The sequence below is a fragment of the Geodermatophilus sp. SYSU D00525 genome, assembly GCF_054050475.1.
On record NZ_JBJGZK010000004.1, the window covers coordinates 110,278 to 123,957 of the forward strand.

The window sequence follows — 13,680 nt, forward strand, 5'->3', positions numbered from 1 at the left end:
CGGGGGTCGTGAGCCGAGCTACGTAGCCGTGCTCAGGAAGTGGCTCGGCCGACACGGTAGGTGACGGACGGTTCCGGCACCACGTCCTCCAGGTGACGATCAGGTGTCGGGCGGTCAGCCGCTGACGGTCCCCTGACCGAGCACTAGGTCGCCCCGCTCCGGGTCGGGCGCGTAGAGGACGGCCGACTGCCCGGGCGCGACACCGCGCTGCGCCTCGTCGAGCGCGATCACCAGGCCGCCGTCGGCACCGGCGGTCACCGTGCAGGGGACGGCGGTGGCGTGCGCCCGCAGCTGCACCTCCGCGCGCAGCGGGAGCTCCGGGGCCGCCCCGGTCCACGTCGGCCGGCCGGTGCGGACCTCCGCGACGCCGGCGAGCTCGGCGGTCCCCACCGTCACGGTCCGGGTGACCGGCTCGATGGAGAGCACGTAGCGCGGCCGCTGGTCGCCGACGGCGATGCCCAGCCCGCGCCGCTGCCCGACGGTGAACCCGTGCGTGCCCTCGTGCGTGCCGACGGTGGCGCCGGTGGCGGCGTCGACGACCGGCCCGGGCGCCGTCCCCAGCCGCCGGGTGAGGAAGCCGCGGGTGTCGCCGTCGGGGATGAAGCAGATGTCGTGCGAGTCGGGCTTGGTGGCGACGGCGAACCCGCGCTCGGCGGCGATCGCGCGCACCCGCTCCTTGGTCGTCGACCCCAGCGGGAACACCGCCCCGGCCAGCTGGCGGGGGGTGAGCACGCCGAGGACGTAGGACTGGTCCTTGGCCGCGTCCACCGACCGGCGCAGCTCCCCGTCCGCCAGCCGCGCGTGGTGGCCGGTGACGACGGCGTCGAAGCCCAGCGCCAGCGCCCGGTCGAGCACCGCGGTGAACTTGATCCGCTCGTTGCACCGCAGGCACGGGTTGGGCGTGCGGCCGGCGGCGTACTCGGCGACGAAGTCCTCGACGACGTCCTCGGTGAACCGCTCGGCGAGGTCCCAGACGTAGAACGGGATGCCGAGCTCGTCGGCGACCCGCCGGGCGTCGTGGGCGTCCTCGACGCTGCAGCAGCCGCGGGCGCCGCTGCGCAGCGTCTGCCGGTCCGGCGAGAGCGCGAGGTGCACCCCGGTGACGTCGTGGCCGGCGTCGACCGCCAGCGCCGCGGCGACCGCGCTGTCCACTCCCCCGCTCATCGCGGCGAGCACGCGCACCGTCGCTACCTCCCCGCCCCGCGGGCGCGCTCCACGACCGGGGCGATCACGGCCAGCAGCGCGTCGACGTCCTCGCCGGTGCTCGGCGAGCCCAGGCTGAACCGCAGCGAGCTGCGCGCCCGCGCGGCGTCGGCGCCGACCGCGGTCAGCACGTGGCTGGGCCGGGCCACCCCGGCGCTGCACGCGGACCCGGTCGAGCACTCGATGCCGCGGGCGTCGAGCAGCATGAGCAGCGCGTCGCCCTCGGCGCCGGGGAAGGACAGGTGCGCGTTGCCCGGCAGCCGCCCGGGCCTGCCCGCCACGACGTCGTCGAGCGGGGCGCCGTTGAGCTCGGCGTCGGGGACCTGCTCGAGCACCCCGGCCACCAGCCGGTCGCGCAGCGCGGCCAGCCGGGCGACGCGCTCGGGCCGGGAGGCGACGGCGGTGGTCACGGCGACGGCGAGGCCGACGATGGCCGCCACGTCGAGGGTGCCCGAGCGGACGTCCCGCTCCTGGCCGCCGCCGTGCAGCAGCGGCATGCACTCGGCGTCGCGGCGCAGCAGCAGCACGCCGGCGCCCATCGGGCCGCCGAGCTTGTGGCCGGTCATGGTGAGCGCGTCGACGCCGCTGGCGGCGAAGTCCACCGGCACCTGGCCGACGGCCTGCACCGCGTCGGTGTGCAGCGGCACCCCGGCCGCGTGCGCCACCTCCGCCAGCGCGGCGACGTCGCTGACCGTGCCGATCTCGTTGTTGGCCCACATGACGCTGGCCATCGCGACGTCCGAGCCGTCGCCCAGCGCGTCGGCCAGCGCCTCCGGCGTCACCCGCCCGGTGGGCTCCAGGCGCAGCCAGGTGACCTCCGCGCCCTCGTGCTTGGCCAGCCACTCGGCGCTGTCGAGGACGGCGTGGTGCTCGGCCGGGCTCACCACGAGCCGCCGCCGGCGCGAGTCGGCCTCCCGCCGCGCCCAGTACAGGCCCTTCACCGCGAGGTTGTCGCTCTCGGTGCCGCCGCCGGTGAACAGCACCTCCGACGGGCGGGCGCCCAGCGCCTCGGCCAGCCGCTCCCGGGACTGCTCGGCGGCCCGCCGCGCGGCCCGGCCGCTCGCGTGCAGCGAGGAGGCGTTGCCCACCCGGCCGAGCTGCTCGGTCATCGCGGCCAGGACCTCGGGGAGCACCGGCGTGGTCGCCGCGTGGTCGAGGTAGGTCACTCCGCCCAGGTTAGTCGCGCACGACGGACCCGCTCGGGTGACGCCGGTGACCCCCGGGAACGGCGACGGGCGCCGACCCCCGTGGGGATCGGCGCCCATCTGGTGACGGACCGGAAAGACCCCTGCAGCGGGGTGCTCCGACTACTTCCGGGCGGCGATCTTCTCGGTGGCGGCCGGGACGACCTGGAACAGGTCGCCGACGACGCCGAAGTCGGCCAGCTCGAAGATCGGGGCCTCGGGGTCCTTGTTGACGGCCACGATGGTCTTCGAGGTCTGCATGCCCGCGCGGTGCTGGATCGCGCCGGAGATGCCGACGGCGATGTAGAGCTGCGGCGAGACGGTCTTGCCGGTCTGCCCGACCTGGAAGCTGTGCGGGTAGAAGCCGGAGTCGACCGCGGCGCGCGAGGCACCGACGGCGGCGCCGAGCGAGTCGGCCAGGGCCTCGATGATCGAGAAGTTCTCGGCGCTGGCCACACCGCGGCCACCGGAGACGACGATCGAGGCCTCGGTCAGCTCGGGCCGGTTGCTCTTCTGCTCCACGACCCGGTCGACCACGCGGGTCTGCTTCGCCTGGTCGGACAGGCTGACCTCGACCGGGACCTCCTCGCCGGCGGCGGGGGCCGGCTCGGGGGTGACCGAGTTGCCGCGCAGCGTGTAGACCGGCGTGCCGGTCGTCACCTTCGAGTGCACGATCTGCTGGCCGGCGAAGACCACCTGGGTGGCGGTGCCGTCGGCGGCGATCTCGCTGACGTCGGTGAGGAAGCCGCTGCCGGTCTTGAGCGCCAGCCGCGCGGCGACCTCCCGGCCCTCCGGGGAGGACGGGATGACGACGGCGGCCGGGGACGCCTGCTGCACCAGCTGGGCGAGCACCTCGGCCTTGGGGGCGACGAGGTAGTCGTCGATCTCCGGGGACGCGGCGACGTAGACCTTCGCCGCGCCGTACTGGGCGAGCTGCTCGCGGGCGCCGGCGGTGACGCCGGGGCCGCCGGCGACGACCGCCGAGACCTCACCCAGCGCGCGTGCGGCGGTGAGCGCCTCGAGGGTGCCCTTGCGGACGGTGCCGTCGGCCGGGTTCAGCTCGACGAGGACCAGGACCTCTGCCATGGCTGTTCAGTCTCCTCTTCGCTTCGATCCGGGCCGGGTCAGACGAGCTTCTGGGCGGCGAGGAAGCCCACGAGCTCCTCGGCGCCGTTGCCCTCGTCGGTGACCTTGACGCCCTCGCCCTTCGGCGGGCGGCCGGCGAAGTCGAGGACCTGGCTGGTGGCGGTGGCCAGGCCCACGGCCGAGGCGTCCACGCCCAGGTCGGCCAGCGACCGGCTCTCCACCGGCTTCTTCTTCGCGGCCATGATCCCCTTGAAGGAGGGGTAGCGCGGCTCGTTGATGGTGTCCCAGGTGGACACGATGGCCGGCAGCGGGGCCTCCAGGGCCCAGTAGCCGCCGTCGGTCTGCCGCTCCACCTTCACCGTCGAGCCCTCGACGGTGAGCTTGCGGGCGCCCGAGACCTGCGGGATGCCCAGCCGCTCGGACAGCAGCGCCGGCATGACGCCCATCTGGCCGTCGGTCGACGTGGCGCCCATGAGGACCAGGTCGTACTCGAGCTGCTGCAGCGCCGCGGCGAGGACCGCCGAGGTCTGGATCGCACACGAGCCGTGGATGGCGTCGTCCTGCACGTGGACGGCCTTGTCCGCGCCCATCGACAGGGCCTTGCGGATCGCGTCGGTGGCGCTGCCCGGGCCGACGGTCAGCACGGTGACCTCACCGCCCTGCGCCTCCTTGACCTGCAGCGCCTCCTCGATCGCGTACTCGTCGATCTCGTTGATGACGTTGTCCGCGGTCGCGCGGGCGACGGTGTTGTCCGACGGGTCCAGCGAGCGCTGGGTGCCCGAGTCGGGGACCTGCTTGACCAGAACGACGATGTTCATCGCCAGACCTACCTCCGCAGTCGGTCATGGGGGACGCGGGCCGCGGCCCGCCTGGCTCCGATAGTGGAGGTTACTGCGGGGTAACGGGGCGGCTCACCGGGGTGCCGGTGAGCCCCGTCACGCCGTCCAGCGGCCGGTGGCGGTGAACTCCTCGAGGACCGCCCGGTGGGGCTCGAGGTCCAGTCCGTGCTCGGCCACCCAGACGTCGGAGTGGTAGGTGTGCGCGTAGCGCTCCCCGCCGTCGCAGAGCAGGGTGACCACGCTGCCGGTCCGCCCCTCGGCGACCATCTCCGCGACCAGCCGGAACGCGCCCCACAGGTTGGTGCCGGTCGAGCCGCCGGCGAGCCGGCCGGTCACCCGCTCCAGGTGCCGCACCGCCGCCAGTGACGCGGCGTCGGGGACGCGGATCATCCGGTCGACCACCGAGGGCAGGAACGACGGCTCGACCCGCGGCCGGCCGATCCCCTCGATCCGCGACGGCATCCCGGTGGTCCAGGCCGGCTCGTCCTCCACCCAGCCGGGGAAGAACGCGGAGTTCTCCGGGTCGACGACGGCGAGCCGGGTGGGGTGCCGCCGGTAGCGCAGGTAGCGGCCGAAGGTCGCGCTGGTGCCGCCGGTGCCCGCACCGACGACGACCCACTCCGGCACCGGGTGGCGCTCCAGCGCCATCTGCTCGAACACCGACTCGGCGATGGTGTTGTTGCCCCGCCAGTCGGTGGCCCGCTCGGCGTTGCTGAACTGGTCGAGGTAGTGCCCGCCGCACTCGGCGGCCAGCCGGCGCGCCTCGTCGTAGACGTCCGGGGCGCGGTCGACGAAGTGGCAGCGCCCGCCGGCGAACTCGATGAGCGCCACCTTCTCCGGGCTGGTCGAGGCGGGCATGACCGCGACGAACGGCAGGCCCAGCATCCGGGCGAAGTAGGCCTCGCTGACCGCCGTCGACCCGCTGGAGGCCTCGACGACGGTGCTGCCCTCGGTGATCCAGCCCGAGCACAGCGCGTGCAGGAACAGGGAGCGGGCCAGCCGGTGCTTGAGGCTGCCGGTCGGGTGGGTCGACTCGTCCTTGAGGTAGAGGTCGACGCCCCACTCCGGCGGCAGCGGGTAGACGAGCAGGTGGGTGTCGGCGCTGCGCACGGCGTCGGCCTCGACGACGGCGATCGCCCGCTCCACCCACGCCCGCCCGGCGGGGTCGGACCGGTCGACGTCGGTGACCTCGGGGGGCGGGCGCTCGCTCACCCGGCCATCCTCGTGCACCTCAGCCGGCCGCCGGGCACTCCCCCGCGGGCTCGACCAGGGCGGGGCGCTCGGCCGGGGTGACGGTGACCGCCGTCCCCGGCGTGAGGCCCTGGCTCCCGGCGCTGGGGACGTCGGCCTGCACCTCGACGCCGTCGGGCAGCGCGACCGCCAGGCGGGTGGTGGCGCCGGAGAACGTGCGGGTGACCACGCGGCCCACCCCGCGCGGGTCCTCGACGACCTCCAGCGCCTCGGGCCGCACCAACGCGAATGCGGGACCGGACGGCGGGGCGGCGCCGAGCACCTCGCGGCGCACGCCGAGGAACTCGACGTCGCCGTCGCCGAGGACGGCCGGGATGCGGTTCATCGTGCCGACGAAGCCCGCCACGAACGCCGTCGCCGGGCGCTCGTAGAGCTCGTCGGGCGAGGCCACCTGCTCGAGCCGGCCGGCGCGCATGACGCCGACCCGGTCGGCCACCGACAGCGCCTCGGACTGGTCGTGGGTGACGAACACCGTGGTGGTGCCCAGCTCGAGCTGGATGCGGCGGATCTCCTCGCGCAGCTGCACGCGCACCTGGGCGTCCAGCGCCGACAGCGGCTCGTCGAGCAGCAGCACCTGTGGCGCGACGGCGAGCGCGCGGGCCAGCGCCACCCGCTGCTGCTGGCCGCCGGAGAGCTGGTGCGGGTAGCGCTGCCCGCGGTCGGCGAGCCCGACCAGCTCCAGCAGCTCCGCGGCCCGTCCGGCGCGCTCCTCCCTGCCCCGGCGGCGCACCCGCAGCCCGTACGCGACGTTCTCGGCCACGGTCATGTTCGGGAAGAGGCTGTAGGCCTGGAACACCATGCCGACGTCGCGCTTCGACGGCGGGATCCCGGTGACGTCGCGGCGGTCGAACCAGACCCGCCCGGCGTCGGGCACCTCGAAGCCGGCGATCGCGCGCAGCGCCGTCGTCTTGCCGCAGCCCGACGGCCCGAGCAGGGCGAGGAACTCCCCTCCCCCGATCTCCAGGTCGAGCCCGTCGAGCGCGAGCAGCGAGCCGTAGCGGCGGGTCAGCCCCTCCAGGCGGACCGCGACCGGCGTCTGCTCGCGCAGGTCGGCGGGCGCGGCCGCGCGGGCGGCCGTGGGGACGGCGGTCATGCGGGGTCCTCCTCGCGGCGCCGGCGGTCCAGCGCGGAGATGAGCAGCAGCAGCACCCAGGTGAGCAGCAGCGAGAGCACCGAGACCGCCACCGACAGCCGCGTCTGCGAGCCGGAGATGCGCACGATCCAGGTGGGGAAGGTCTCGAAGCCGAGGATGTTGGCGACGGTGAACTCGCCCAGCACCAGCGCCAGGGTGAGGAAGGCGGCGTTGAGCACCGACGTCCGCAGCACGGGCAGGACGACCGAGGTCATCACCCGCGGCCAGGAGGCGCCGAGCACCCGCGCGGCCTCGGTGAGCGTGCGCAGCTGGGCGCCGCGGACGCCGGCGTCGAGCGCCCGGTAGACGAACGGCAGCGCCAGCACGGCGTAGACGAGCACCAGGATCCACGGCAGCGCCGGCTCCTGGAGGGCGAAGAACGCCTCGGCGAGCGGGGTGCCGTAGAAGTGGTCGGGCGCCCAGGCCAGCACGCTGCGCACGCCGACGACCAGCGCGATCGGCGGCAGCAGCAGCGGCACCAGGGTGAGGAACTCGACCAGCGGGCGCAGCCGCGGCAGCCGCAGCTCGACGAGCACCACCGTGGGCACCACGAGCAGCAGCGCGATCGCGACGGTGAGCACCCCGAGCAGCAGCGAGCGGCCGAAGTTCTCGGCGAACCCCTCGGCGCCCGGGATGCCGGTGTAGGCGTCGGCGGTGACCCCGTCGCGGCCCCGGACGGTGAACCACACCGAGGCGCCCAGCGGCACGAGGAAGTACAGGCCGAGGACGGCGAAGACGGCCCACCGCCACCCCCCACGGCTCCGCCGGCGGGCCCGGACCGGGGTCTCCGGCTCGACGCCGCCGGTCACGGCCGCGGTGGACAGGCCGGTCGCGGTGGCGCTCACGCCAGCCACCGCGACGTGCGTCGCTGCACCCAGGTGTAGAAGACCATCACCAGCCCGACGAGGACGACCATCCCCAGGGCCAGCGCCTTGCCCAGGTTCTCCGCGCCGACGACGACGTTGCTCGACAGCGAGTCGGCGATCTGCAGCGTCACCAGCGGCAGGCTCGAGCCGACCAGCGCCTTGGCCGTGGCGTAGGCGGCGAACGCGGAGGCGAACAGCAGCATCGTGGCGCCCAGCACCGGCGGGAGGAGGACCGGACCGCCGACGTGACGCCAGTACTGCCGGCGGCTGGCGCCGAGGACGTCGGAGGCCTCCCGCCACTGCGGTCGCAGCGCCTCGACCGCCGGCACGATGGTCAGCACCATCAGCGGCACCAGGAAGTACAGGTAGACCAGCGCCAGGCCGGTCATCGAGTACAGCGAGAAGCCGTCGAGGCCGAGCGCGTCGGTCAGCAGGGCGGTGACGACGCCGGAGGTGCCGATGGTGGCGATGAACGCGAACGCCAGCGGGACGCCGCCGAAGTTGGCCAGCACGCCCGAGGCGGTGAGCACCAGGCGGCGCAGCACCCGGCCGCGGCGGGTGCCGACGACGGCGAAGGCCAGCGCCAGGCCGAGCACCGCGCCCAGCACCGCGGTGACGGCCGACAGCTGCAGGCTGCCGAGGTAGGCGCGGGCGTAGGCGCCGCCGGTGACCGTGCCGATGTTCGCCGTCGACCAGGTCTCCTCGAAGGTGACCGGGTCGGTGGCGCGGAAGGCCTCCACGGCGAGCACGCCGACCGGCAGCAGCAGGAAGACCGCGACGTAGAGCAGGAACGGCAGGACGCCCAGCGCGGGCAGCAGCGCACCGCGCCGGCGTCCCCTGCGGGACGCCGGCGCGGTGGGGGCGGGTGCGGTGCTCAGCCGGAGATCTCCTGGTTCCACCGGGTGGCGACCACCTGCTGGGCGGCGCTCTCCTGCTCCTGGGTCGGGAAGTCCGCGGTGCCCTCGACCGGCGGCAGGGCGGCCAGCGCCTCGGCGTCGGCGGTCCCGGCCTCCTGCATCGCCGGCAGCCGGACCGGCCGGGCGCCGCCGGCCAGGTACAGGTTCTGGCCGCGGTCGCTGTACAGGAACTCCTGCCACAGCCGCGCGGCGGCCGGGTGCGGGGCGTAGGCGCTGATCGCCTGGCTGTAGTAGCCGCCGAACAGCCCGTCGGAGGGGACGGCGACCTGCCACTCGACGCCCTGCTCGGCGAGGGTCCCCGTCAGGCCGGCGTTGAGGTAGTCCCAGTCGATGGCCAGCGGCGTCTCGCCGCTCTGGATGGTGGCCGGGGTGATCTCGACCGGGTTGAAGTTGCCGACCTCCTTGACCTGGGCGAAGAAGTCGATGCCCGGGCCGATGTCGTCGAGGCTGCCGCCGTTGGCCAGCGACGCCGCCCAGACGCCGGCGAAGGCGGCCGCGGCCTGCGTCGGGTTGCCGTTGAGCGCCACCTGGCCGGCGTACTGCGGGTCGAGCAGGTCCTCGAAGCTGGTCGGGCACTCGGCGATCGCCGTGGCGTTGCAGCCGATGGAGATGTAGCCGCCGTAGTCGTTGTACCAGTACCCCTCGGGGTCCTTCTGGCCCTCGGGGATGTCGTCCCAGGTCTCCACCCGGTAGGGCGCGAGCAGGTCCTGCGCCTGGCCCTGGCGGGCGAAGGCGGTGCCCAGGTCGAGGACGTCGGGCGCCCGGTCCTGGCCGCGCTGGCTCTCGACGGCGTTGAGCTCGTCCTGGCTGGTGCCGTCGGGCGAGGCGCTGTTGACGGTGATCCCGTACTCCTCCTCGAAGGCGGAGATGATCTCGCCGTAGTTCGCCCAGTCCGGCGGCAACGCGATGACGTTGAGCTCGCCCTCGGCCTGCGCCGCCTCGACGAGGGCGTCCATGCCGCCGAGGTCCTCGGCGGAGCGGGCGCTGGCCGCGTCCGAGCCGCCACCTCCCCCTCCGGAGCCGCCGTCGTCGCCGCCGCCGCAGGCGGTCAGCACGAGGGTCGCGGCCGCCAGCACGGTCGCGGTCCTCAGGGTGGGGGTGGAGCGCACGGGTCCTCCTCGGGAGCGGTCGGCCGCCCTCCGGGTCCCGGCGGGACGCCGTCCGGGAGGGCTCGCAGATGGTGACAGAACCGGACGGTCCGGAGGGCCGGTTCCGGTGACGGTCCGGAGAACGTCCGGGGGACGCCGGAGGTCAGCGCCCGGTGAAGGTCGCCTTGCCGGGCCCGTTCTCGAGGAAGGAGCGCATCCCGGTCTTCTGGTCCTCGGTGTCGAACAGCCCGGCGAACAGCCGGCTCTCCAGCGCCAGGCCCTGCTCGATCGGCCCGTCGAGGCCCTCGTCGATCGCCTGCTTCGCCGCGGCCAGCGCGAGCGGGGGGCCGGCGGCGAACTTCCGCGCCATGGCGACGGCGGTGTCGTACACCTCGGCGTCCGGGACGACGGCGTCGGCCAGGCCCGTCTCCAGCGCCTCCTCGGCGCCCACGTGCCGGCCGGTGAACACCAGCTCCTTGGCCTTCGCCGGGCCGACCAGGCGGGCCAGCCGCTGGGTGCCGCCGGCACCGGGGATGACGCCGAGCAGGATCTCCGGCTGCCCGACCTTCGCGCCCGCGCCCATGACCCGGAAGTCGGCGCACAGCGCGAGCTCGTAGCCGCCGCCGAGGGCGTAGCCGGTGATCGCGGCGATGACCGGCTTGGGGATGCGGGCGACCGTGGTGAAGCTGTGCGTGAGCTCGCGGCCCCAGGCGACCATCGAGCTGCCGGTCAGCTGCGACATGGCCTTGATGTCGGCGCCGGCGGCGAACACCCGCTCGCCGCCGTAGAGGACGACGGCGCGCACGTCCGCGCGCTCGGTCGCCTCGATCGCCGCGGCCCGCACCTCGGTGTGCAGCTGCTCGTCGATCGCGTTCATCTTGGGCCGGTCGAGGCGGATCGTGCCCACCCCGTCCTCCACCGACAGGGTCACGAACTCGGGCGCTGCCATGCACGGCCTCCAGCGAGGGGACGACGTCGTCGCCTGGACCCTAACCAGAGGCCGCAGGTCACCCCCGGCGACGGGCGGTGTAGCGGCCGTCGGAGCGCTCGAGCGCCAGCGGCAGGCCGAAGGTCTCCGACAGCAGCTCGGCGGTGACCACCTCACCCAGCGGACCCGCGGCGACCACCGCGCCCTGGCGGAGCAGCAGCGCGTGCGTGTAGCCCGGCGGGATCTCCTCGACGTGGTGGGTGACCAGCACCTGCGCCGGGGCGTAGAGGTAGGTGGCGAGGTCCGCCAGCCGGCCCACCAGGTCCTCGCGGCCGCCGAGGTCCAGGCCCGCGCCGGGCTCGTCGAGCAGCAGCAGCTCCGGGTCGGGCATGAGCGCGCGGGCGATCTGGACCCGCTTGCGCTCCCCCTCGCTGAGCGTGCCGAAGGGCCGGTGCGCGATCCGCTGCACGCCCCACTGCTGCATGAGCGTCGCGGCCCGGGTGAGGTCGTGGATGTCGTAGCGTTCCTTGGCGCGGCCGACGATCGCGTACCCGGCGGACAGGACGACGTCACCGGTCCGCTCCCCCGCCTCGATCCGCTGCGCCAGCGCCGCGCTGGTCAGGCCGATCCGCGGGCGCAGCTCGAAGACGTCGACCGCGCCCATCGTCTCGCCGAGCAGCCGCACCTCGCCGCGCGTCGGGTGCATGTGCGCCCCGGCCAACTGCAGCAGCGTCGTCTTCCCGGCGCCGTTGGGGCCGAGCACCACCCAGCGCTGGTCGGGCAGGACGGTCCAGTCGACCCCCCGCAGCAGGTGCGACTGCCCGCGGACGACGTCCACGCCGCTCATCTCGACGACCGGTTCTGCTCCGCCGACGGCGGCACTGCTCGACACGACCCCATCCAACCAACCCGCCCGCCTGCACCCGGGGAGGTGGCGGTCTTGGCACGATCGCCCGGTGAGGACCACCAGCGAGGACGTCGAGGTCTGGCCGGGCTCCCCCGCTCCCCTGGGCGCGCACTGGGACGGCACCGGCACGAACTTCGCGCTGTGGTCGGCCGGCGCCACCGCCGTCGACCTGTGCCTGTTCGACGACGACGGCTTCGAGCACCGGCACCGGCTGCAGGAGACCACCCACCAGGTCTGGCACGGGCGGCTGCCCGGCGTCGGCCCCGGCCAGCGCTACGGCTACCGGGTGCACGGGCCGTGGGACCCCGGCGCCGGGCACCGGTGGAACCTGGCGAAACTGCTGCTGGACCCGTACGCCCGCGCCGTCGACGGCGACCTGGCGCTGCACCCCGCGCTGTTCGCCTACCGCGCCGACGGCCCCGACACCGGACCGGCCGACCCGCGGGACTCCGCGCCGTACGTGCCGCGCGGCGTCGTCGTCCACGACTCCTTCCCCTGGGACGGCGACCGGCGGCCGGCCACCTCGTGGTCGGACACCGTCGTCTACGAGGTGCACGTCAAGGGCGCGACCATGCGCCACCCGGACATCCCGCCGGCGCTGCGCGGCACCTACGCGGGGCTGGCCCACCCGGCGTTCGTCGAGCACCTGGTGTCCCTGGGCGTCACCGCCGTCGAGCTGCTGCCGGTGCACCACTTCGTCAGCGAGCCGCACCTGCTGCGCCGCGGGCTGACCAACTACTGGGGCTACAACACCCTCGGCTACTTCGCGCCGCACGCCGCCTACAGCTCGGCCGGGTCCGGCGGGGCGCAGGTCACCGAGTTCAAGGCGATGGTCAAGGCGCTGCACGCGGCCGGCATCGAGGTGGTCCTCGACGTCGTCTACAACCACACCGCCGAGGGTGACCACACCGGGCCGTCACTGTCGCTCAAGGGCATCGACAACCCCGGCTACTACCGGCTCGACGGCGAGAACCGGGCCCGCTACACCGACTACACCGGCTGCGGGAACACCCTCGACGTCCGCCGGCCGCAGGTGCTCGCGATGCTCATGGACTCGCTGCGGTACTGGGTCACCGAGATGCACGTCGACGGCTTCCGGTTCGACCTCGCCGCGGCGCTGGCCCGCTCCTTCCACGACGTCGACCGGCTCTCGGCCTTCTTCGACGTCGTGCACCAGGACCCGGTGATCAGCCAGGTGAAGCTCATCGCCGAGCCGTGGGACGTCGGCGAGGGCGGCTACCAGGTGGGCAACTTCCCGCCGCTGTGGACCGAGTGGAACGGCCGCTACCGCGACACCGTGCGGGACGTGTGGGCCGGCTCGCACGTCGGCGTCCGCGACCTGGCCTACCGGCTGACCGGCTCCTCGGACCTCTACCGCTCCGACGGCCGCCGCCCGTTCGCCAGCGTCAACTTCGTCACCGCCCACGACGGGTTCACCCTCGCCGACCTGGTCACCTACGAGCACAAGCGCAACGAGGCCAACGGCGAGGACAACCGGGACGGCGAGAGCCACAACCGCAACTGGAACTGCGGCGTCGAGGGGCCCACCGACGACCCGGAGGTGCAGGCCCTGCGCGGCCGCCAGGTGCGCAACCTGCTGACGACGCTGCTGCTGTCGACCGGCGTGCCGATGCTCACCGCCGGCGACGAGCTCGGCCGCACCCAGGGCGGCAACAACAACGCCTACTGCCAGGACGGCGAGGTGTCCTGGATCGACTGGGACGCCGTCGACGGGGACCTGCTCGCCTTCGTCCGCCGGCTGGTGCGGCTGCGCCGCGACGCGCCGGTGCTGCGCCAGGAGGCGTTCTTCGAGGGCCACGAGATCCCGGGCACCGGCGGCACCCGCGACCTGGCCTGGTTCGCGCCCGACGGCGGGCAGCTGACCACCGCGGACTGGTTCGACACCGGCCTGCAGACGGTCGGCATGTACCTCGACGGCCGCGGCATCCGGCACCGCGACGAGCGCGGCCGCCCGGTCGTCGACGACTCCTACCTCGTGCAGCTGCACGCCGGGCCGGAGCCGGTGACGGTGCAGCTGCCCGGCGCGCCCTGGTCCGACGGCTACGAGTTCGTGCTGAGCACCGAGTACCCGACGGGGGCGCCGCCGCGGCCGAGCGTCGTCGCGCCGGGGCCGATCGAGGTGCCGCCGCGGACCGTCTGGCTGCTGCGCGTCCTGCGCCGCCCCTGAAGGGTGGAGGAAGCGATGCGCACGTCCCGGCCCTCCGGGCGTGCGCATCGCTTCCCGTGCCCCGCCCCCGGGAACGGCGAGAGCCCCGGTC

At 74.5% G+C, this 13,680-nt stretch carries 12 protein-coding genes; 1 reads left to right on the forward strand and 11 read right to left on the reverse strand.

Annotated features, from left to right (window positions below; all coding sequences use genetic code 11):
* Positions 1-114: 114 nt before the first annotated feature.
* The 11 genes from mnmA to ACI796_RS05515 form a co-directional block, all read right to left on the reverse strand.
* Entirely contained in the window at positions 115-1,182 is a 1,068-nt protein-coding gene (gene mnmA, locus ACI796_RS05465) for a tRNA 2-thiouridine(34) synthase MnmA (RefSeq protein WP_456940225.1), read from the reverse strand.
* Positions 1,183-1,187: 5 nt separating this feature from the next.
* On the reverse strand, positions 1,188-2,369 hold the full coding sequence (locus ACI796_RS05470) for a cysteine desulfurase family protein (RefSeq protein ID WP_456940226.1): 1,182 nt from the start codon (positions 2,367-2,369) through the stop codon (positions 1,188-1,190).
* 141 nt (positions 2,370-2,510) lie between these two features.
* Positions 2,511-3,473, reverse strand: a complete 963-nt coding sequence (locus tag ACI796_RS05475) for an electron transfer flavoprotein subunit alpha/FixB family protein (protein WP_456940227.1) — start codon at positions 3,471-3,473, stop codon at positions 2,511-2,513.
* A gap of 38 nt (positions 3,474-3,511) precedes the next feature.
* Positions 3,512-4,291, reverse strand: a complete 780-nt coding sequence (locus ACI796_RS05480) for an electron transfer flavoprotein subunit beta/FixA family protein (protein WP_456940228.1) — start codon at positions 4,289-4,291, stop codon at positions 3,512-3,514.
* Between the two features lie 117 nt (positions 4,292-4,408).
* A complete protein-coding gene (cds1, locus tag ACI796_RS05485; RefSeq protein WP_456940229.1) occupies positions 4,409-5,524 on the reverse strand; it encodes an L-cysteine desulfhydrase Cds1 in 1,116 nt (371 codons plus the stop codon).
* A 19-nt stretch (positions 5,525-5,543) separates the two neighbouring features.
* Entirely contained in the window at positions 5,544-6,656 is a 1,113-nt protein-coding gene (locus ACI796_RS05490) for an ABC transporter ATP-binding protein (protein ID WP_456940230.1), read from the reverse strand.
* Positions 6,653-7,540, reverse strand: a complete 888-nt coding sequence (locus ACI796_RS05495) for an ABC transporter permease subunit (RefSeq protein ID WP_456940231.1) — start codon at positions 7,538-7,540, stop codon at positions 6,653-6,655. Before ACI796_RS05495 ends, ACI796_RS05490 begins: the two co-directional genes overlap by 4 nt.
* Entirely contained in the window at positions 7,537-8,460 is a 924-nt protein-coding gene (locus ACI796_RS05500; protein ID WP_456940232.1) for an ABC transporter permease, read from the reverse strand. The genes ACI796_RS05495 and ACI796_RS05500 overlap by 4 nt, the downstream gene beginning before the upstream one ends.
* Positions 8,436-9,587 (reverse strand): ABC transporter substrate-binding protein, encoded by a 1,152-nt coding sequence (locus ACI796_RS05505; protein WP_456940233.1) that lies wholly within the window; start codon positions 9,585-9,587, stop codon positions 8,436-8,438. Before ACI796_RS05505 ends, ACI796_RS05500 begins: the two co-directional genes overlap by 25 nt.
* A gap of 142 nt (positions 9,588-9,729) precedes the next feature.
* Positions 9,730-10,515 carry an enoyl-CoA hydratase/isomerase family protein gene (locus ACI796_RS05510; protein ID WP_456940234.1) on the reverse strand — a complete coding sequence of 262 codons (786 nt, stop codon included), beginning with the start codon at positions 10,513-10,515 and terminating at the stop codon, positions 9,730-9,732.
* Positions 10,516-10,573: 58 nt separating this feature from the next.
* Complete coding sequence (locus ACI796_RS05515) at positions 10,574-11,386, reverse strand: ABC transporter ATP-binding protein (protein ID WP_456940235.1); 813 nt, start codon at positions 11,384-11,386, stop codon at positions 10,574-10,576.
* Between the two features lie 64 nt (positions 11,387-11,450).
* Between ACI796_RS05515 and glgX the strand changes: the two genes are divergently transcribed.
* A complete protein-coding gene (gene glgX / locus ACI796_RS05520) occupies positions 11,451-13,589 on the forward strand; it encodes a glycogen debranching protein GlgX (RefSeq protein WP_456940236.1) in 2,139 nt (712 codons plus the stop codon).
* The last annotated feature ends 91 nt before the right edge of the window (positions 13,590-13,680 follow it).